Origin of the sequence: Nocardia sp. NPDC050713, assembly GCF_040654315.1 — a bacterium.
In the GTDB taxonomy this organism is placed as follows: Bacteria; Actinomycetota; Actinomycetes; order Mycobacteriales; family Mycobacteriaceae; genus Nocardia.
On sequence record NZ_JBFAHS010000003.1, the window covers coordinates 414726 to 434308 of the forward strand.

Below are 19583 nucleotides of genomic sequence, written 5' to 3' on the forward strand. Positions count from 1 at the left end.
GCTAACCGACCCGCGCCGCTTCGCGGGCGAGGATGCGCTCGCGTTGTTCTTCGAAACGGACGACGTCGCGGGACAGTTTGTCGAGGTACTCGCCGAGTTCTTCCCGGCTGCGTTCACCGCGTGCGGTGAAGTCGTTGCGGTCGAACACGTCCCAGATGCGCAGGACCGGCAACACGACCTCGTCCTGATGCTGGCGCAGATCGTAGATGCCGTGCTTGACCATCATCACCCCGTTGCGGCGCCAGTTCGGCATGCCGGCGCCCGGCATGGCGAAGTACTTCACGACCATGGTCACCGACTCCATCGCCTGGTCCGGCGCGATGTCGAACGCGGCTTTGGCGATGTTGCGATAGAACATCATGTGCAAGTTCTCGTCTGCCGCGATGCGCTGCAGCATCCGGTCGGCGACGGGGTCGTCGCAGACTCGTCCGGTGGTGCGATGGCTGACCCGGGTGGCCAACTCCTGGAACGTCACGTACGCGATCTGATCGCACACACCGCCGAAGCCCGGCGGCGTGTGCACACCGCGGGTCAGATGCACCATCCGGTCGTTCTCCAAGGCGACGGGATCGACAGCGCGGGTGCAGACCAAGTAGTCGCGCATGGCGATGGCGTGGCGGTTCTCCTCGGCGGTCCAGCGGCCGATCCAGGTGCCCCATGCGCCGTCGCGCGAGAAGTTCTCGGAGATCACGCGGTGGTAGGAGGGCAGATTGTCCTCGGTGAGCAGATTCGTGATCATCGCGATCTTGGCGACCTCCGAGAGCCGTGACTGCGCGGGATCCCAATCCTCGCCGCCCATGGCCGCGAAGTTGCGGCCCTCGTCCCACGGAACGTAGTCGTGCGGACACCATTCCTTGGCCGTCGCCAGATGCCGGTCGATATTGGCCGCGACAACCGGTTCCAATTCCGTCAGAAGTTCGAGTTGCGTCAAGTTCCTTGCCATGCAGCGCCTTTCGATTCGGTGGAAAAACCACGGAACGTACCGCTGATCACGCCTCACTGACTGTGCGGGCCTCGCCGCGCACCCACACACCCTAGACCAGTTCCTCGTCGTCGACGATGTTGGACTCGAGGGGAAGGTGGGGCCAATCCGCGAGGTCGGCGAGCATCTGCCGGTCGTGGGTGGCCACGACGACCGCGGCCGGGGTCTCCGACAGCGCGGCGGTGAGTTCGTCGACGAGGGACCCCGAGAGGTGGTTGGTGGGCTCGTCGCAGAGGAGCACCATCGGGCGGGAGGCGAGCTGCATGGCGAGATGGAGTCTGCGTTGCTGCCCTTGGGACAGTCGGCCCACGGGGGTGCGGTGTGATTGCTTGTCCAGCAGGCCTGTCGAGGTCAGCGGTATCGGTTCGACGTCGTGGTGCAACTCGAGCATGCGGATGTGGCGGTCGTAGAGGTCCTGTGCGGTCAGATCGGGCTCCCATGCCGGAACTTCTTGGCCGACAAGGGCGATTCGGGTGGCGGCATGGTGGTGGGTGCTGCCGGTGGACGGCCGCACTTCGCCGGCGAGCACGGCGAGCAGCGTGGATTTGCCCGCGCCGTTGCGACCAGTGACGACGAGCCGTTCGCCCGCATCCAGCGAAAGCGTGACGGGGGAGTCCAATCGTCCTGCCACGGTGATGTCGTCGCAGCGGAGCAGAGGCGTGCCTGGACGGACGGGTAGATCGGGAAACCGCAGTCGCAGGGGCGGTTCGGGCAGCGTGACGGTGTGCGCCTCGAGCTCGGACTGGCGTCGCTTCAGCGCCTGGACCAGACCCGGAGCTCGGGACTGGCGCTGGTGCTTGCCGTGTCCTTTGTCGGGACGCCAACCGGTGCTGAGCCGGTCGCGCGCGCCCGCGACCGCGTCCCGCAGGCGCGCGCGCTCGGCGAGTTGATCCTCGTACTCCTGTTCCCACCGGTCGCGAGCACGGTGCCGCCCTTCTTGCCAACCCGCGTAACCCCCGGCGAAGAGTTGCGGTCGACCGTCCTTGCTCGGGTCGAGATCGAGGAACTCGTCGGCGACGTCGCGCAACAGCGCGCGGTCGTGACTGATGATCGCCAGCCCGCCGGAGTGGCTACGCAGGCGTTCGGTGAGAAAGTCCAATCCGTCCCGGTCGAGGTGATTCGTCGGCTCGTCCAACAGCAGGATGTCGTGTGGGGCGCCCAGCAAACACGCCAATCGAACTCGATAGCGTTGCCCGACAGACAGCGTCGTCAAGGGGCGCTCTCGGTCCGTGCACGCGCGCAGTGCGGCCAGCGCGATGTCGACTCGGCGTTCGGCATCCCAGGCGTCGAGCCGGGTGGCGGCGTCCAACGCGGCCGCGTAGGCGTCGTCGGCTCCCGGCGCGCTGTCCGCGAGCATGATCGTCGCGGTATCCAGCTCCCGTAATGCCCGCGTGGCCGGTTCGATGGTCTCGGCGACGAGCGCGCCGACAGTCTCCTCCGCGCGACAGGGTATGGCCTGCTGAGCGACACCGATCGTTCCGACTCTGCCGACGGTCCCGCCATCCGGTGGCTGCAGTCCAGCGAGCACGTGCAACAGCGTGGTCTTGCCGCGCCCGTTCTCACCGACGATGGCGAGGCGTGAGCGGGTCGACACCGTGAGGGAGACGTCGGCCAGAACTGGTCGCGACCCGAGGGCCACGTGGACCGAGGTCGCTCGGATGTGTGCGTGCGCACCCGCGGGTAGCGGCTCGGTGGACGAAACGTTCTGGTGATTGGTTGTGGACAGGCCGGATCGGCCCGTGAGGGAAGTAGACACTGGTTCTCCGCGGCTCGAGAGGAAGCCGGGACGGCACGATCACCGCCCGGCACGACTACCCGGACGGCGGCGTCAGAAGATTGTGAGAACTCGGATCGCCGCCGTCAGCGGAGCGACCAAGGCTTCATCATCGCGGTGCCTACATACACGCTCGTGACGATATCCGAGTCGCCCACACGTTGCCAACGAGATTTCGGCCGCCACCACCGCGACACCTCGACCGAACCACATCACTGGAGGCTGAACCGCCTCCGGCTCGAGGTTTTCGAGCATGGGAGCTGCAATGTGGCGGCGCGTTGCCGATCTGACGACCGAACGCACCGTGCCGACGTTCTGACCTGGCGTTTAGGGGCGGGTACCTGGCGTCTTTCCGGTGGTATGTCGGCCGGGCCGATTGTGCTGTAACTTACTGGCCGGGAACAGCGTTCACCGCGAGAGCGGTCGACAGTGCTCTCCGAGTGATTCACCTCGAGCAGTGGGAGTATTTGCCGTGGCAGGTCGGCATCGACGGGTACAGAACTCCGGCGCGCGCAACGCCGTCCGACCGATGGTCGGCGCGGGGACGATCGCGCTAGCCGTGGTCTGCGCGGGGACGGCGACCGCGGACCCGACCGGTGCGCCGACCTCGCCGGGAATCACCCAATCCGAGCAGCCGGTGCAACCGGCGGTCGCGCCGGGGACGCCCATCCAGCCCGGTGTCACCACCGAACCGGTCCAGCCGGTCGTGCCGCCCGCGCCGGAGCAGCCGTCTCCAGAACCGCAGGTCGAGCCCGGACTCGACTACGCCGACCCGGTCGAGGAGCCGGAGCCGGTTCCGCAGAGCGCGCCGGAAGCGCCGCAGGAACCACCCGCGCCCGAGGTGGCGCCGCCGCCCACGCTGCGTGTCGGCTCGTTCAGCGCACCGGTTCCGCACGAGGTGCCCGCCGACGTGCTCGCCGGAGTGAACCACGGTGTCGCCGAGTTCGAAGCCCATGTCGCGGCGGCGACGCAGGGCTTCGGCGTCGACGCGCGCCGGGCGGGCAACATCGCGGGCGGCGCGCTGATCGGCGCGGCGATCGCGGGCGTCCCGGCGGCGGTGGTCGGCGGGGTCGGCGGCGGGCTGATCGGCGCCGGCGTCGGAACCATGGCATGCGGGGTGGGAACGGCCGCGGGTGGCGCGGTCGGCGCCGCGGTCGGCGCGGCCGCGCTCGGCATCCCCGCCGCCGCGGTCGGTGGGCTGATCGGCGGCGCGGTGGGTTCGCAACTCGCCTGATCACAAGTGAGCGGCCCCTCGCCGCCGCGCGGGGTGTGGCGGTTGTCGAGATGGGACTTTTCTCGCAGGGGCGTGGGTTGTACGTGGGGCCGATAATGGCTTTCGGGAAGTACAAGCTGCGAAGGAGGACGCGTGACCGACGCGCGGAAGGCGATTCTGGCCGGCGGATGCTTCTGGGGCATGCAGGATCTGATTCGTAAGCAGCCGGGGGTGCTGTCGACGAGGGTCGGCTACACCGGTGGGCGCAACGATCACCCCACGTACCGGAATCATCCGGGGCACGCGGAGGCCGTCGAGATCGTCTACGACCCGGAGCGGACCGACTATCGGGCGCTGCTGGAGTTCTTCTTCCAGATCCACGATCCGACGACGAAGGATCGGCAGGGCAACGACATCGGCACCAGCTACCGATCGGCCATCTTCTATCTGGACGAGGACCAGAAGCGGACGGCGCTCGAGACCATCCTCGACGTCGACGACTCCGGGCTGTGGCCGGGGAAGGTCGTCACCGAGGTGACCCAGGCCAGCGAGTTCTGGGAGGCCGAGCCGGAGCACCAGGACTATCTGGAGCGCTACCCGGACGGATACACCTGCCACTTCCCGCGTCCGGGGTGGAAGCTGCCGAAGCGGCAGACCACGGCGCAGTAGTAGTCCTGCGTCGAGCCGGGCCGGGTTATGAGCTGGCAAACCCAGGCGGGCACCGAAATATGGTGCCCGCCTGCGTCTTGCAGCGGACCCGACCGTTGCCGAATCGCGGCCGGTCTGTCACCCTTGTCGTCATGATCGTTGGAAAGGACGACACCACCGTCATCCGGTGAGTGTCGACTCGCAGCGGGAAGCTGCCGAAATCCGTCGTCAGTGGCTCGGTCGGATGCTGTCCACCGAACCGGCCGATCGTCCAGCCGCCGAAGCGGCGATATCCGAACTCTACGAATTGGTCGGACTCGACCCACCCCGATTCCGTTGGGTCTCTTCGCCGTTGGTCGCGTTGACGACCGGCGAGCCGGGGCGGTCCGGCCAATTGCAGCAGAATATGGGTGGCCTCGCTCACCCCGTACCGCAGACCCTTTCGTCACTCGGCTTGGAACAATGGCCGCTTGTCGGTGCGACACATCGATTGTTCGAGATGTGGGTGAGCGCGCCGCTGTGGTCGTCGTGGGGCAGCTGCGTGCAGCCCATCATGAACGCGGCGCATGATCGGCCGTCGAGCCTACTGCTGAATTGGCAGGGCGCGTTTCAGGTCGGCTGGCTACCGGCCTGGTCGGAGTGTCTGGTGGGCAGGCGTGACCGTGTGGGGCGGTTGTGGGAATCCTGGGCCGCGACAGCGGCTGCGTGCGGACCGTGGTGGTGGCCGGACGACGGGGTGTGCGTCGTGTCGGACCCACCCGAGACGCTGCGCACCGAGACCGCGGGCGACCTCGACAGGGTGCGACCGCATTGCGCCGACGGCCCCGCCGTGCGCTACCGCGATGGCTGGGAGCTGTACTTCTGGCACGGCACGCGGATTCCCGAGTGGGTGATCACCGCCCCGACCGCCGCCGCCATCGATCGCGAAACCAACATCGAGGTACGGCGTTGCGCCATCGAGAATCTCGGCTGGCCCGCCTATCTCGAGCAGGCCGGGATGCGGCTGCTGGCCACCGCGCCCGACCCGGGTAACCACGGCTCGGAACTGCTCCTCTACGACCTGCCCCGCAATGAACGCGTCTTGGTCGCGGTGAACGGCTCGGTCGAACGCGACGGTACCCGCCGCCGCTACGGACTGACCGTGCCCGGCCATTTCGACGACCCCATCGCCGCGGCCGCCTGGACCTACGGCCTGAGCCGCGCGCAGTACTCCCAGCTCCTCCATCGCACCTGAGGTGATACTCATGACCAATTCCCTTGCCCTCGAACAGCTCGAGCAGTCGCTGCGCATTCCGATCATCGACGGCATGCACGCCCAAGGCGACCTTCTCGTCATTCCCGCGCGAATGGCGGATGAGGTGACTCTTCGAACCGACGCGAGATGGCGCGACGTTCCGCCGAGCGGAATCGAGGTGCTTCGGGGCGCCGCGGGCGGCAACCCGCACACGCTAGTGGCGGAACACGGCACCTGCCTGTGGACGCCCGCGCTCAATGATCCGACCGGCTTGGCGCTGGGGATGTTCGACGCCCTCGGAGTCGCTTATCTGATGCATCCCGAACACGGAGCCACCGGATCCGCACCGGGGTGCTACGTGATTCGTCGCCAGCGCGAGCACGGCAACTACCGGACCCGCCTGGTGGCCGACTGAAAGCTAGCAGGAGCGGCGCGCGCTCACGCGGTGTCGGACATGCCGATTGCGGAATAGTTTAGCGTTGAGATAAATTACTTAGCGCTAAGAGATTCTTGCGACGAGGAGGTTCTGACGATGCGGATCACGGTGTTCGGAGCGGCGGGGGAAGTCGGCCGTCGGGTCGTTGCCGAGGCGCTCGCCCGCGGGCACGAGGTGACGGCGGTGGTGCGCAACCCGGAACGGGCGACGGGCCTACCGGCGGAAGTCGAGGTCCGCGCGGGTGACGCCGCGAAAGTGGACGATGTCGAATCTCTCAGTGCGGGGCAGGATCTGGTCATCACCGCCACCCGGCCCGCGCCCGGCCGGGAAGCCGATCTGCCGGAGACGACGGCGGCGATCCTCGCGGGCGTGGCGCGGACCGGGGTGCGGCTGTTGGTGGTCGGCGGCGCGTCGACGTTGCTCGTTCCCGGCGCCGAGGGGATGACCTTGCACGAGATGCCGGATTTCCCAGCGGAATTGCGCCCGATCGCGCAGGCCTGCGCGGAGCAGCTCGCCGTGTGCCGTGCGGCGCCGACCGCGAACTGGAGCTACCTGAGCCCGCCCGCGGAACTGTTGCCCGGCGAGCGGACCGGTGACTACCGCCTCGGCGGCGACGAACTGCTCAGCGATCCGGACGGCGTCTCCCGAATCTCCATGGAGGACTTCGCCGTCGCACTGCTGGACGAGGCGGAGCGCCCAGTGCACGGCGGCGCCAGGTTCACCGTCGCCGCGGCGTGAGAAGTAGTGCCGGGCGTGCGGAGTGGTGCCGCGCGTGCGGAGTGGCGCCGCGGCGTGAGAAGTAGTGTCGCGCGGTGGGATCGGTGCCGAGGCCGCGACTACCTCGGCGCCGAATTTCCCTGATCCGCCGCGAATCAGTGGTGTCCGGGCGGCGGCAGCGGCTTGCCGTCCGGGCCCAGCGGCGGCGGGCACGGCTTGCCATCGGCGTCGAGCGGCGGGGGCAGCGGCTTACCGTCGGGACCCAGCGGCGGGGGCAATGGCTTGCCGTCCGCTCCCAGCGGGGGCGGCGGGCAGCCGTTGGCCGGGTGGGACGGGTCGTGGTCATGGTGAGCCGTCGGCGCGAGGTGGGCCAGCGGCTCCGCCGCGACCGGTCCCGCGGTGACCGCGCCGAAGACCGCGAGCGCGGCGGAAACGAGGAGGGTGGCGGTTCGAAGCTTCAATGCGTCGTCCTGTCTCGAAATACGTTGTCCGTCCTGGCATTGGACGTCGCACATCGAATTCGGTTCCCTCCGGGCCGAATTTGTGACTGGCGTCACGGTCGCGAGACCTCTATCCCGTGATCTCCCGAATCCGGGCGGCGAACTCCGCGTCGGTTCGCTCGAACGTCTCGCGGATGACGCCGAACAACGTTCGGATCTCATCGACAACCGCTACGTACTCGCCGATCGTGTCGTAGGCACTGCCGGGCCCGCCGAAAGCCTTCTCCCGGAACAACTCCACCAACTCGATCGCCGACCAGAGTCGCGGATTGTCCTCGCCGAGCCCCCAGGCGCCGAGTTCACCGAGCGACTGTGCGTCGTGTCGCGCGCCTGTCAGCGCGTCGGCCAGCTCCTGGCAGGCGCGATCCAGGTCGACGAAGACCTGCGGTTCCAGACGCACTTGTAGCGCACCGGTTCTGGCGCCTTCGATGAATGCCCCGAACGGGCTTGCCACGGCCATAGCGGTCGCCCCTTCCACTGGTTCCGTCGATGAATGAGACGCACTGGCGCCGGAACCGGTTCCATCGAAACACGAATTCGCCCCGGGGATCGCGGAAAGACGCCGCGGCGGCTCAGTCGGCGTCGTGGGCGATGATCACCGGGCAGTCCGCGGAGAGCATCAGCGACTGGCTGGTCGAGCCGAACAACATGCTGGTGAACCCGCCGCGCCCCCGCGTGCCGACCACCAGCAACTGCGCGTCCTCGGAACGTTCGCGCAGCACGCGTTCCGGCCGATCCTTGACGACCTCCCGGTGGATGCGGACGTCGGGAAAGCGCTCCTGCCAGCCCGCGAGGCTCTCGGCCAGCACGTACTCCATGTCGGCGGCGCTCGCCTCCGGGGCCGATCCGTAGCGTTCGGGCAGCTCGACCCCGGTCCAGACGTGCAGGGCGACGACGTCCACCTCCCGCGCCGCCGCCTCGGCCAGCGCGATGCCGATCGCGGGCTCGCTCACCTCGGTGCCGTCCACGCCGACGATCACCGGCCGCGCCCGCACCTCCGGCGAGAGCTCGATGCCCTCGCGTACGACCGCGACCGGGCAGTGCGCGCGCCGCGCCAGCACCGAACTGACCGAACCGAGCAGCGCCCGCCGTAAGGTTCCGCGCTCCCTGGTGCCCACGACGACCATGAGGGCGCCTTCGGTGTGCTGCAGCAGGGTCGGTGTGGTCACCGCCTGCACCAGCTCCGTGCCGACCGCGACACCACCGAACTCCGCCGCGGCCTCCCCGGCCTGCTTGGCGGCGGTGTCGAGCAGCGTCCGGCCGTGCTCGGTGAGCAGCGCGTAATCGGTCGCGGTGAGCGGCTCGGTGGCGCCGGGACCGTAGTCGGCCACCACGTCGACGATGTGCAGCAGGTGTAGCGGCGCCCGACGCCGCGCGGCGGTCTGCGCCGCCCAGATCACCGCCGCCGTCGACCCCGCGGAACCGTCCACGCCCACCAAGACCGCCGGTTTCTCCGCCATGACCGTCTCCTCCCGTGTGCCGCGCGTATGCCTGACCTCGAGAAAACCGCGGTGGACCGAAGTCACCTCCCGCGACGATACCGCGCGCGGTGGCAGGTGTTCCGGTGTCGAAGATCGCGCTCGCTCAGGAGGACGTGGCCGCGGGCTCCCCGGTCTTCTCCAGCACGGTGGCGACGTGGCGGCGCGGACGCTTCGCGCCCGGCACCCACCAGTTGGCCTCGCCCATCAACTGCACGAGCGCGGGAACGAGCAGCATCCGCACCAAGGTCGCGTCGATGACGAGGGCGATGATCATGCCCAGGCCGAGGAACCGCATCGGCGTCAGCGGCGAGAGCGTGAACGCGCCGGTGACCAGGACGAGCAGCACGGCGGCCGCCGTGATGACGCGTGCGGTCTTGACCGTCCCGATGCGCACCGCCTCGGCGGTGTCCGCGCCGGTGTTGTGCGCCTCGACCATCCGCGAGAGCAGGAACACCTCGTAGTCGGTGGACAGTCCGAAGACCACCGCGATGATCAGCACCAGCATGCCCGCGGCGATCGGCCCGACGCTGACGCCCAGCGGTCCCGCGAGGTGGCCGTCGGCGAAGATCCAGGTGAGCACGCCGAAAGTCGCGGCGAGACTGAGGAACGCCATACCGACCGCCTTGAGCGGCAACATGATCGATCGGAAGGCGGCGAGCAACAGGCCCATGGTCGCCAGCACCATGGCCAGCACCATCAGCGGCATCCGCGCCACGATGGAGTCGACGCTGTCGCGAGTGGCCGCGGTGTCGCCGCCGACCCGAATCACGGTGTCCGGCGGGGGCTCCAGGGCGCGGATGTCGAGCACCGCGGCCGTGGCGGCCTCGCTGCGGTCGGTGGCGGTCAGGAAGACGTGCAGCACCACGAAATCCTCGGCACGCCCGACCTGCAGCACCGAGCGCACGCCGGGCACCTCGCCGAGCGCGCGCAGCGTCTCGTCGACCGCGGCGGCGTTGGGCACCGAGCCGTCCACCCCGCGCAGCACCGCGGTGACACCGCTGCTCGCGGCGGGGAATTCGGCGGTGAGCCGTTCGACCGTCTCGCGCATCGCGTGGCCTTCGGGCAGGGCCCGGTGATCGATGTCGCCGAGCCGGATGCCGCTGAGCGGCGCGGCCAGCGCGAGCAATACCGCGCCCACCGCGATCGTGACCACACCCGGTCTGCGCAGCACGGCGCCGACGACGCGACCCCAGAACCGTTCGGTGCGTTCGGATGTCCGCGCGCGACCGATGCGGGGACCGAACAAGGCGAGCATCGCGGGCAGCACGGTCAGCGAGAGCGCGGCGGCCAGCGCGACGGCCGCGATGGCGCCGAAACCCAAGGAGCGCAACACCGCCTGCGGGAAGACGAAGGTTCCGGCGAACGCGCAGATCAGCAGAAGCGCGGAGAACGCGACGGTGCGGCCCGCGGTCGCGCAGGTGCGTTCGATCGCTTTCGGCACGTCGCGTCCGTCGGCCATCTCCTCGCGGAACCGGTTGACCAGGAACAGCCCGTAGTCGATCGCCATGCCGAGCCCGAGCAGCGAGGCGATGTTGACCGCGAAGGTGCTCACCTCGGTCACTTCGCTCAGCACCCGGATCGCGCCCATCGCACCGGCGACCGCGAGCATGCCGACCACGACGGGCAGCGAGGCCGCCGCGACCCCGCCGAACACCAGCACCAGCACCAGCAGCGTCACCGGCAGCGAGATCGACTCGGCCACCAGCAGATCTCGCTGCGACTGCGCGGTGATCCCGGTGGACACGGCGCTGTAGCCGGACAGTTCGGTCTCGATGCCGGGAACGCGCAGCGCCGCTTCGAGCTTCGGATAGGCGGCGACGCGCTCGGTGTCATCGCCCGCGGTGAACACCACCGCCAGCGCCTGCCGCTCGTCGGGCGAGCGCAGGAAGGTGGTGCGCGGCGGGACGCTGTTCCAGTAGCTTTCGACCGGCCGCGCCAGCAGCGCGGGGTCGATGGCGGCGATCGCCGCGCGCACCCGCGGCCCGATGTCGGCGAGTGTCTGGCCCTCCGGGGCCGTGTAGATCGCCACCACGTCGGGATTCTGCGGGCCGAAGTGCTCGGTGACGAGCCGGTCGACCAGCGCGGACTCGCTGTTCGGGTCGATGAATCCGCCCGCGCTGAGCTGCTCGGCGGCACTCGCACCGAACAACCCGCACAAACCCATGACGACCACCGCGACGCCGAGCACCGTGCGCGGCCGCGCCATCACGAATCTGGCCCACGCGATCATCGCGGACCCGCCCGATGGTCGTCCCCCGGAACGAAAGGATGGGTGTGGCTCATCGGAAACTCCTGTGCCGCAGTGGTTGTGCCGTAGATGCCGGAGTCAGCGCGCCGACGATGCCGCGAGTTCGCGTTCCAAGGTGGCCACGAGGCGATCCAGCAGCGCCTCCAGCCGCTGCTCGACCCCCGCGCCGTTGCGGCACGACACCGTGATCTCCAGCCGCCCACCGGATTCCACGATGCCGAACAGCAGCGGCATCATCCCGCTGTGCTGCGGCAGCACCCGGACGGACACCGGGGTATAGCCGGGCACCGCCATCTCCGTGAGGTCGAAGACGCCCACGTGGGTCACCGTGGCGGAGACGAGATTCCGGCCGAGGCGGGCGCCGACCCAGTTGCCCGCGCGCATCACCCCGCGCACCACCGCGGACGGGAACGCCGTCAGCCCGCCGTTGTCCATCTGGTTGAGCTCGCGGTTCTCCCGGAGGCCAGCGCGCAACTGGTCGTTCACGGACTTCCAGTCGTCGCCGGGAGCGACGTCGAGGAACAGCGGCAACGCGAGATTGGCGGTGGACCGCAGCGCGGGGTCGTGCCTGCGCAGGTCGACCGGAATCATGAAGCGAGACTTGGCCTGCGCCGCTTCGGCGAGCACCGCCGCCACACGCGCGACGATGCCCTTGCCGGTCGCATCGATCGTGCGGTGCCGCAGCAACCAGCGTGACGCGCCCGGGTCCTGCTTGCCGCGCCCGGCCGCCGAGGAGAAGAGCGGCAGCAGCAGCGAGGGCTTGCCGGGAGCGCCGATGCGCGCGACCAGTTCCGCGTCCGCGACCGGGTCGGGCGCGCCGAACGGCTCGACGCCGCGCAGCGCGCGGAACACGTCGTCCACCCACATGCGCATGCCCATGCCGTCCATCACGCCGTGGAAGGCGCGAAAGACGATGGTCACCGGATCCGCGGTGAGCAGCAGGACTTCACAGGTGCGGTCGGGCGTCGGACCGATCGGGCTGTTGAGGACGGGGTCGTTCTCCAGCTCGGGGTAGGTCAGGGTGTGGCCGTGGACGACCCGCACGGTGGGCGCGAGGCCCGAGTCCACCCATTCGACGCCGTCGCGGACGAGCCGGGAGCCGGGGATGGCCGCCGCGACGGTGTCGACCGCACGCTGGAGTTCGGCGGGGTCCAGCGTGCCCTGCCCGTGCACCGCCACCTGCATCAGGAACGGCGGAGCGAGCTCTCGCGCGGCGAAGTACAGGCGCTCGGTCGGGGTGATGGGACGACGAAAGGTGGTGTCGCTGCTCATGTTTGCCTCCGGGTCAGCGCAAATGCCTGGTCAGTTCGCGGACGCCCCCCTGAGTGTCGAGCCAGGCGAGGAAGCTCGCCAGCCCCGTGGCCCGATCGACGATCGGGCGGTAGCCGAAGTCGCGGGTGGCCGCGCCGGTGTCGTAGGTCGCCGAGCGGGTCATCAGCGCGACCGCGTAGCGGGACAGCGGCGGCGACCAGCGAGTGGACACCGCGGGAATCCGCCAGACGGCCTCGATCACGGCCACCACCGCGTCGAGCACCCGGCGGTTCGGCTGCCTGGTCGGCGGTTGGTAGCCGAGTTCGGTGGCGACCTGCCCGAGGAACTGCCACACGTTCGTCTTCTCGGCGTCGGCGATGAAATACGGCTTGCCGCCGACATTCTCGGTGTCCAGCGCCAGCACGACGGCCTCGACGATGTTGTCGACATGGCACAGCGACGCGTACACCTCGCGTCCGAACGACAGATCCGGCAGCTTGCCTTCGGCGGTGCGGCCGAGCAGCCGCACGATCGGGCCCGACCGGTCGCCCGCGCCCCAGATCGCCCGCGGCCGCAGCGCGCAGGTGGTGAAGCCCGGTGCGTTCGCGGCGAGTACGGCGCGTTCGGCCGCGGCCTTGGTCTCGGAGTAGAGATTCAGGTAGCGGCGCGGGTAGGGGAGGGACTCGTCGACGTCGAGCAGGTCGCCGCCGTGGTAGTCCATCATCGCGCTCGGGCTGGAGATGAACACGAACCGCGACGCCCCACCTCGCTTGGCCGCGTCGAGCAGCCGCTGGGTGGCGCGGACGTTCTCCTCCCAGAACTGCTCGCGGGTGCCGCGTTCGTCGACGCGCGCCGCGCTGTGCACGACCGCGTCGATGCCGCCGGTCGCCTCCACCAGCGACGGCGCGTCGGTGAGATCGCCGTAGACGATCTCCACCCGCTCTCGCGCGTCGCCGAGATCGTTGAGATTGCTGGTGCGCCGCACCAGGATTCGCACGTCGTGCGCTCCGTCGGCCACCAGCCGCCGCACGAGTGCGCCGCCGAGGAAACCCGACGCTCCGGTCACGAGAATCTTCATCGCTCGCCCTCTCGATGATCGCTGGGTAGTCCGTCGCCCGACCCGGCGCCCAAGCTCGCGCCGTACCAGGTCAGGCCGAAGATCTGGGTCAGCACCGCGGTCTTCCACGGTGAATGCCCGGTGCCGCGGGTGGCGCGCAGCGCGACCGGAATCTGCGCCGCGTGCACCACCACGCTGAGAAACGCGTCGATCCACCACACGGCGCGCAGCCACCGGTTGCGCGGCGCCTGTCCGGTGCGCGCCGCGACCAGACCGGCCGCCAGGTAGAGCCAGCCGAGGATCGGAATCGCGCGTAGCGCGGTAGTTTTCATCGTCGCGCCTCGGCTTTCCACTGCTTGTCCGCCCACACCGCGAGCTGTTCACGGCCGATCTTGGCGTTGTGCCGGATGTCCACCGGGAACTTCGGATGCACGAGCACATCGGAGATCGGCTTGGTGAGGTCGAATTCGGTGGCGCGGGTGCGCAATTTCAGCTCGACGGCGGTGCGGTCCGCGCCCGGCTTCAGCTCGACGCACAGCACCGGCCGTTGCGCGCCGCGCTCGCCGACGCCGACCAGCGCCGTGCGGGCCACGCCGGGCACCGTGTTGAAGATCTGCTCGACCTGCACGGTGAACATCGGTCCGTCCGCTGTCACCACCCGCTGACTCTTGCGCCCGCAGAACCAGATTCGGCCCTGTTCATCGATCCAGGCCAGGTCGCCGGTACGGTGCCAGATCCGCGCGCCGTCGACGATCTTGCCTTGGCGGTTCGCCTCCCCCGGCCAGTAGTACTCGGTGCTCACGTTCGGACCCGAGACGACGAGTTCGCCGACGCCCCTTGTCTTCTCGAGTTCACCCGCCAGTTCCTCGGCGTGCGCCCAGGTGGGGATCGGCGCGTCGGTGATGGCCACCAGGCGCGCCTCGACCCGGTCCGACGGCCGCCCGATGCAGGTGCCGTCGCCCTGGTGCGCCCTGGTCACCAAACCATCGAGCAGTTCCCGTGATTCGATGGTGGACATGGGCAGCGCCTCGGTGGAGCCGTAGCCGGCGAAGATGCGCACGTCCTCGGCGAGTACCTCGCGCAGACCGGCGATGCACCAGTCCGGCACCGGCGCGCCGCCGGAGTAGATGCTGCCGAGCGTGGGCAGCGCCGTCGGCTGCTGCTCCAGGTGGCGCAGCAGCGGGATCAGCACCGCGGGGGAGGCGAACATGGTCCGCACCCCGAACTTGGCGATGGCGTCGACCACGTGCGCCGGATCGGTCGAACCGACCTTGCTGGGAATGAGCGGCGGCAGCACGCAGCGCGCACCGAGCAGCAGATCGAGCACGCCGACCAGCGGCAGCGTGATCAGCGAGGTGTCCGGCGGGACGTGGTCGCGCGCGGTGTCGACCTGCTCCACCATCGCGGCGAGATTGCCGTGGGTGAGCTGAACCGCCTTGGCCGGGCCGGTGCTTCCGGTCGTGAAGGCGATGAGCAGCAGGCTCTCCGGGGAGGCCGGGGTCCGCTGCGGCAGCGGCCGCTGCGGGCGGCGGCCCCAGTCCGCCAACCGCTCGCCGCGCCAGAACCACTGCTTGCCGACCGTGACCGCGACGCGCACGCCGCGGAAGCTGTGGCGGAACAGGACGCGCAGCGCGTGCGCCTGCGGGATGCCGATGAACGCCTCGGCGTCCACCGCGCGCAGGCAGCGCAGCATCTTGCCCACACCCATGCCCGGGTCGATGACCACGGGCACGGCGCCGATCTTCAACAACGCGAACATGATCGCGTAGAGCTCGGGGCTCGGCAGCACCAGCACGATGGTGCGGGTGCCGGTGCCGACACCCGAGGCGGTGAGCCGCTCGGCGATCGCGTCCGACCACTCGTCGAGTTCGCGATAGCTGATGTGCCGATAGGCCGGCAGGCCATCGGGATTCTTCCCCTCGGGGTAGATCACCGCTTGGCGGTCCGGCTCCGTGCGCGCGAACGCACGGAACCGGTCGATGGCCTGCCAGTAGTTCCCTTCGGTCACGCGGGCGCCCCGACGAGGGCGGGCAGCCGGTACAGCACCGCCGCCGCCGACGGACCCGCGCCCGCCGCGACGAACAGCACCCGCGTGTGCGCGCCGAGCGTCTCCTGCGCCACCGCGCGGTCGTAGGCCAGCGGCAGCGCGGCGGTGTGCGGGTCGCCGTAGGACAGGTCCGGCGTGCGCACCGAATCCCGGGCGATGCCGAGCGAATCCGCGAGCCGCAGCGGGAATTCCGCGCTCGGTGTGGAGGCGATGAGCACCGTTCCCGACAGGTCGGCGTCGCCGGCGTCGGCGAGCGCCGCGCGCGCGGTCTCCAGCGCGACCTCGAGCAGGCGGTCCTCGAAGCCGGGCTCGCGCTCGACGGTCATCAGGCCGCGGCCGACGGTGCCCATGGTGGCGGTGTCGACGTAGGCCTCGATGGCCGGGGTGCCCTCGGCGGTCGCGGTGTGCACGCGGCCGAAGCCCTCGGGCTCGTCGGTGCGCTCCAGCAACAGAGCGGCACCCGCTGTGGCGTAAGGGAATTCGTCGTCGGCTACCGCGCGGGTCAGCGACGGATGGGTATCGCCGGAGACGATCAGAACGTGCTCGGCGCTGCCGGTCTCCAGGATGGAGGTGGCCACCTGCACGGCGTTGAGCACACCGATCGCGCCGTTCATCAGATCGAAGGAGAACGAGGTCGGATCGTCCTTCTGGTACTCCAGGCCGATGCCCGCCGCCTTCTGGATCAGCGCGGACACCGCCGGTTCCACGATGTTCGAATCGCGGTGCACGCCCGCGTTGATCATCACACCGACTTGCTCGGGCTGAATGCCCGCCCGTTCCATCGCGCGCTTCGCGGCGCGACCGCTGTGCGTGATGATGCTGTGGGTGTCGCCCGTCCGGCTGACTCCGGTGGACTTGATACGCACGCCCATGTCGATACCTCAGACCTTCAGGGAGGAGATGGTGGTGGACAGGAAGCCGGTCACGACGCCGGAGGCCGCCGGAATCATCAGCAGTTTCGATCCCGCCGGGATGTTCTGATCGCTGAGCTGATCGTGCAGCACAATGAAATGCGAAGTGGTGGAGGTGTTTCCGTACTTGTGGATGACATTGAGGTCCGGCGGCATCGGCGTGCCGAGCTCGCGCGCGGCGATGGCGTTGGCGTACGGGACCGCCGCGGCGCCGAACTGGTGGTGGATGATGTAGTCGAACTGCTCGTCGGCGAAGGTCGTGCCCTGCTTCTCCAGGTAGCTGCCCTGGGTGTTCGGCCAGAGCATGAACCGGGCCTCGTTGTGCATCTTGCGGTTGTCGGTGTAGAGCGCGACGCCCGGGGTCCGGCCGCTGGGCATGCCGAGGCACAGGTGCGAGTGCTCCGAGGCCGTCGTCATCTCGATGTAGTGGATCTTGTCGGCATCGTCGACCGCCTCGTCCAGCACGAGTGCGCATCCCGAGTCGCCGACCGACAGCGAGGCGAACTGAAGATCGTATTTCTCGGAAATCTCGTTCACCGCGGTTTCGGAGATCGGTGTAATTGCCTCACCGCTGACCACCATGCCGTTTCGGACGATGCCCGCGCGGATCATCCGATCCAGGATGTAGGTGCCGGAGAGCATTCCGGCACACGCGTTCGAAATATCGAAAGTGATCGCTTTTCGAGCGCCGACGTGCTTGGCGATCGAGGAGGCGAAAGAGGGCTCCATGTATACCCGGGTACCGTGCTTGCTGCGGGTGATCGAACTGGAGATGATCACGTCGAGATCGGCAGCGGAATACCGTGACCTGGACAGACAGTCCTCGGCGGCCTTGATGGCGAGCGCAAAGGAATCCTCGTAACTATCCGGACGCGTATCGTGCACCCGGCGTTCCTTGATTCCTGTGATTCGCTCGAGATCGAACGACGGCGGCACTTTCAGCCGCCCGATCAGCTCCTCGGTGGTGACGACTTTCGAGGGCAGATATGCGCCGATGGATTCGAAGCGAGAATGCGACACGTGAGCTCCTGGGAATCGTTGACAGTTACGGTTCCGGATCTTCTCTGATCGTCGGTGTGACGGAACACTACCGGAGAGTAACTAGAAATGGGTACGGCCCGAAATCGCGAATCCTTCTGGGACAGTTGGGCGTTCGAACTATCTGTTTCGTGCGGTATCACTAACTGGTCACCGTCCGGCTATGGCGGCTCGCTATGGTGGCCGGTCGGGGGCGCCGCACCGTTCTGACACCCGTTTCCGGGCGTGCCGTGCGACGGGGGCGAGCGGCGGCGCGGCGAGGGTCCGTTGTGACGGCGAACAATTCGCTAACGGAGCTTCGGAGTAGCTGGACGGGTCGGCGCGCGGGCGATGTGCGGGCCCGTGTGAGTGAGTTCACGCGGCGGCGCCCGCGCTTGTGCGCGGGAACCGTCGGCCGATGCGCCGGGGAGCGCCGACTACGCTCGACCTATCGCGGATGCGGCGCCGCACCCGTCCGCAGGAGATTGGAGGAGCCGTGTGATGACGACCGAGGCCGGGCACGTCGATGTACTCATCGTCGGGGCCGGACTGTCCGGCATCGGTGCGGCGTACCACGTGCGGCAGGCGTTTCCCGGGCGCAGCTTCGCCGTCCTGGAGAGCCGCGCGGCCCTCGGCGGGACCTGGGATCTGTTCCGTTACCCCGGAATTCGCTCCGACTCGGACATGTACACCCTCGGCTACCGCTTCCGTCCCTGGCTGGGGGACAAGGCGATCGCCGACGGCCACACGATCCTGGACTACCTGCGCGACACCGCGCGCGAGAACGGCATCGACGGACACATCCGCTACCACCACCGTGTCGTGCGCGCCGAGTGGTCCTCGGCCGACAACCGCTGGACCGTGCGCGTCGAACGCACCGACACGGGCGAGGTGGTCACGCTGACCACCGGCTTCCTGTGGTGCTGCTCGGGCTACTACCGCTACGACGAGGGCTACACGCCGGACTTCGCGGGCACCGAGCGCTTCGCCGGTCCGATCGTTCATCCGCAGCACTGGCCGGACGAACTGGACGTGGCCGACAAGCACGTCGTGCTCATCGGCAGCGGCGCCACCGCGGTGACGCTCGGCCCCGCGCTGACCGAGCAGGGCGCGCACGTCACCATGCTGCAGCGCTCGCCCAGCTACATCATCTCCGCGCCGGAACGCGACGACCTTGCCCACCGGGCGCGCAAATGGTTGCCCGCCAAGGCGGCCTACGCGGTGGCGCGCGCGAAGAACGTGGCCATCGCGACCGCGATCTACCAGCTGAGCCAGCGCTACCCGGACCGCATGCGGGCCAGGATCCGCGGCTGGCAGCAGCGCTGGCTGCCGCCGGGCTTCGACATCGACACCCACTTCACGCCGAAGTACAACCCGTGGGATCAGCGCCTGTGCCTGGCGCCGAACGGCGATTTCTTCCGCGCCATCCGCAAGGGGCGACTCGACATCGTCACCGATCGCGTCGAGACCTTCACCGAGCGCGGGCTCGCGCTGGCTTCCGGAAACCACCTCGACGCCGACATCGTCATCACCGCAACGGGTTTGAACCTGCTCGCCTTCGGCGGCATGGAGCTCGTGGTGGACGGGACGCCGGTCGACATGGCCGATCACCTCGCCTACAAGGCGATGATGCTGTCCGGGGTGCCGAACTTCGCCTTCGTGATCGGCTACACCAACGCGTCGTGGACGCTCAAGGCGGACTTGGTCAGCGAGTACGTGGTGCGGCTGCTGCGGCACATGGACGCGCACGGCTACGACCGCTGCATGCCGGTGCGCGATCCCTCGGTCGGCAAGGCGCCGCTGTTCACCAATTTCATGCCCGGCTACGTGCTGCGCGCCGCGACCATGTTCCCGATGCAGGGCGATCGCGCGCCGTGGACACTGCGCATGAACTACGTGCGCGATCTGGTCACGTTGCGCCACGGCGCGATCACCGACGGAGCCATGCGATTCGAGCGCGCCGCGCTCCGCGACCGGGTGGCCGCCGAGTAAGGGTGCTGCTGGACGGAGTCCGTCCACGGACCACGCACGGCCGCAGTTCGGAGACCGCCGACCGACCCCGCCGCC

General features: G+C 69.0%; 18 protein-coding genes. 6 read left to right on the top strand and 12 right to left on the bottom strand.

From position 1 onward, the window contains the following. Nucleotide 1: 1 nt before the first annotated feature. Together AB0H49_RS08425 and AB0H49_RS08430 are read right to left on the bottom strand one after the other, a co-directional pair. Nucleotides 2–943, bottom strand: a complete 942-nt coding sequence (locus tag AB0H49_RS08425) for an acyl-ACP desaturase (RefSeq protein ID WP_355002419.1) — start codon at nt 941–943, stop codon at nt 2–4. A 91-nt stretch (nt 944–1034) separates the two neighbouring features. Then, nucleotides 1035–2738 carry an ABC-F family ATP-binding cassette domain-containing protein gene (locus AB0H49_RS08430; protein ID WP_357248775.1) on the bottom strand — a complete coding sequence of 568 codons (1704 nt, stop codon included), beginning with the start codon at nt 2736–2738 and terminating at the stop codon, nt 1035–1037. 490 nt (nt 2739–3228) lie between these two features. Here AB0H49_RS08430 and AB0H49_RS08435 point away from each other — a divergent pair, with 490 nt between their 5' ends. From AB0H49_RS08435 to AB0H49_RS08455, 5 genes are all read left to right on the top strand, one after another. Then, entirely contained in the window at nt 3229–3990 is a 762-nt protein-coding gene (locus AB0H49_RS08435) for a hypothetical protein (protein WP_355002421.1), read from the top strand. Between the two features lie 132 nt (nt 3991–4122). Next, a complete protein-coding gene (msrA, locus tag AB0H49_RS08440; protein WP_355002422.1) occupies nt 4123–4638 on the top strand; it encodes a peptide-methionine (S)-S-oxide reductase MsrA in 516 nt (171 codons plus the stop codon). A 532-nt stretch (nt 4639–5170) separates the two neighbouring features. Continuing rightward, the gene (locus AB0H49_RS08445; protein WP_355002423.1) at nt 5171–5851 is read left to right on the top strand and encodes a DUF6745 domain-containing protein; all 681 of its coding nucleotides are present in this window, start codon (nt 5171–5173) and stop codon (nt 5849–5851) included. A 10-nt stretch (nt 5852–5861) separates the two neighbouring features. Next, nucleotides 5862–6266, top strand: coding sequence for a hypothetical protein (locus tag AB0H49_RS08450; RefSeq protein WP_355002424.1), 405 nt, complete (start codon nt 5862–5864; stop codon nt 6264–6266). 117 nt (nt 6267–6383) lie between these two features. Next, nucleotides 6384–7025 (top strand): NAD(P)H-binding protein, encoded by a 642-nt coding sequence (locus AB0H49_RS08455; protein WP_357248780.1) that lies wholly within the window; start codon nt 6384–6386, stop codon nt 7023–7025. A gap of 134 nt (nt 7026–7159) precedes the next feature. Here AB0H49_RS08455 and AB0H49_RS08460 read toward each other — a convergent pair whose 3' ends face one another. From AB0H49_RS08460 to AB0H49_RS08505, 10 genes are all read right to left on the bottom strand, one after another. After that, nucleotides 7160–7465, bottom strand: a complete 306-nt coding sequence (locus AB0H49_RS08460; protein WP_357248783.1) for a hypothetical protein — start codon at nt 7463–7465, stop codon at nt 7160–7162. Between the two features lie 109 nt (nt 7466–7574). Then, nucleotides 7575–7964 (bottom strand): hypothetical protein, encoded by a 390-nt coding sequence (locus AB0H49_RS08465; protein ID WP_355002427.1) that lies wholly within the window; start codon nt 7962–7964, stop codon nt 7575–7577. A gap of 112 nt (nt 7965–8076) precedes the next feature. Continuing rightward, nucleotides 8077–8964, bottom strand: a complete 888-nt coding sequence (locus tag AB0H49_RS08470; protein ID WP_357248786.1) for a universal stress protein — start codon at nt 8962–8964, stop codon at nt 8077–8079. Between the two features lie 124 nt (nt 8965–9088). After that, nucleotides 9089–11215, bottom strand: coding sequence for an MMPL family transporter (locus AB0H49_RS08475; RefSeq protein WP_357248789.1), 2127 nt, complete (start codon nt 11213–11215; stop codon nt 9089–9091). A gap of 96 nt (nt 11216–11311) precedes the next feature. Then, nucleotides 11312–12505, bottom strand: coding sequence for a peptide synthetase (locus AB0H49_RS08480; RefSeq protein ID WP_355002430.1), 1194 nt, complete (start codon nt 12503–12505; stop codon nt 11312–11314). A gap of 13 nt (nt 12506–12518) precedes the next feature. Next, a complete protein-coding gene (locus AB0H49_RS08485; RefSeq protein WP_357248792.1) occupies nt 12519–13562 on the bottom strand; it encodes an NAD-dependent epimerase/dehydratase family protein in 1044 nt (347 codons plus the stop codon). After that, complete coding sequence (locus tag AB0H49_RS08490) at nt 13559–13873, bottom strand: hypothetical protein (RefSeq protein WP_357248795.1); 315 nt, start codon at nt 13871–13873, stop codon at nt 13559–13561. Before AB0H49_RS08490 ends, AB0H49_RS08485 begins: the two co-directional genes overlap by 4 nt. Continuing rightward, a complete protein-coding gene (locus tag AB0H49_RS08495) occupies nt 13870–15549 on the bottom strand; it encodes a fatty acid CoA ligase family protein (RefSeq protein ID WP_357248798.1) in 1680 nt (559 codons plus the stop codon). The genes AB0H49_RS08490 and AB0H49_RS08495 overlap by 4 nt, the downstream gene beginning before the upstream one ends. Then, a complete protein-coding gene (locus AB0H49_RS08500; RefSeq protein WP_357248801.1) occupies nt 15546–16460 on the bottom strand; it encodes a 3-oxoacyl-[acyl-carrier-protein] synthase III C-terminal domain-containing protein in 915 nt (304 codons plus the stop codon). The genes AB0H49_RS08495 and AB0H49_RS08500 overlap by 4 nt, the downstream gene beginning before the upstream one ends. A 9-nt stretch (nt 16461–16469) precedes the next feature. Beyond that, entirely contained in the window at nt 16470–17519 is a 1050-nt protein-coding gene (locus AB0H49_RS08505; RefSeq protein ID WP_357248804.1) for a 3-oxoacyl-[acyl-carrier-protein] synthase III C-terminal domain-containing protein, read from the bottom strand. Between the two features lie 498 nt (nt 17520–18017). Between AB0H49_RS08505 and AB0H49_RS08510 the strand changes: the two genes are divergently transcribed. Next, nucleotides 18018–19508, top strand: a complete 1491-nt coding sequence (locus AB0H49_RS08510) for an NAD(P)/FAD-dependent oxidoreductase (protein WP_357248807.1) — start codon at nt 18018–18020, stop codon at nt 19506–19508. Nucleotides 19509–19583 lie beyond the last annotated feature (75 nt).

What these genes read in the sequence shown, in the direction of transcription:
- AB0H49_RS08425 (WP_355002419.1), bottom strand. Translation starts at nt 943, where the DNA reads ATGGCAAGGAACTTGACGCAACTCGAACTTCTGACGGAATTGGAACCG.
- AB0H49_RS08445 (WP_355002423.1), top strand. Translation starts at nt 5,171, where the DNA reads ATGAACGCGGCGCATGATCGGCCGTCGAGCCTACTGCTGAATTGGCAG.
- AB0H49_RS08450 (WP_355002424.1), top strand. Translation starts at nt 5,862, where the DNA reads ATGACCAATTCCCTTGCCCTCGAACAGCTCGAGCAGTCGCTGCGCATT.
- AB0H49_RS08455 (WP_357248780.1), top strand. Translation starts at nt 6,384, where the DNA reads ATGCGGATCACGGTGTTCGGAGCGGCGGGGGAAGTCGGCCGTCGGGTC.
- AB0H49_RS08465 (WP_355002427.1), bottom strand. Translation starts at nt 7,964, where the DNA reads ATGGCCGTGGCAAGCCCGTTCGGGGCATTCATCGAAGGCGCCAGAACC.
- AB0H49_RS08470 (WP_357248786.1), bottom strand. Translation starts at nt 8,964, where the DNA reads ATGGCGGAGAAACCGGCGGTCTTGGTGGGCGTGGACGGTTCCGCGGGG.
- AB0H49_RS08475 (WP_357248789.1), bottom strand. Translation starts at nt 11,215, where the DNA reads ATGATCGCGTGGGCCAGATTCGTGATGGCGCGGCCGCGCACGGTGCTC.
- AB0H49_RS08480 (WP_355002430.1), bottom strand. Translation starts at nt 12,505, where the DNA reads ATGAGCAGCGACACCACCTTTCGTCGTCCCATCACCCCGACCGAGCGC.
- AB0H49_RS08485 (WP_357248792.1), bottom strand. Translation starts at nt 13,562, where the DNA reads ATGAAGATTCTCGTGACCGGAGCGTCGGGTTTCCTCGGCGGCGCACTC.
- AB0H49_RS08490 (WP_357248795.1), bottom strand. Translation starts at nt 13,873, where the DNA reads ATGAAAACTACCGCGCTACGCGCGATTCCGATCCTCGGCTGGCTCTAC.
- AB0H49_RS08500 (WP_357248801.1), bottom strand. Translation starts at nt 16,460, where the DNA reads ATGGGCGTGCGTATCAAGTCCACCGGAGTCAGCCGGACGGGCGACACC.
- AB0H49_RS08510 (WP_357248807.1), top strand. Translation starts at nt 18,018, where the DNA reads ATGACGACCGAGGCCGGGCACGTCGATGTACTCATCGTCGGGGCCGGA.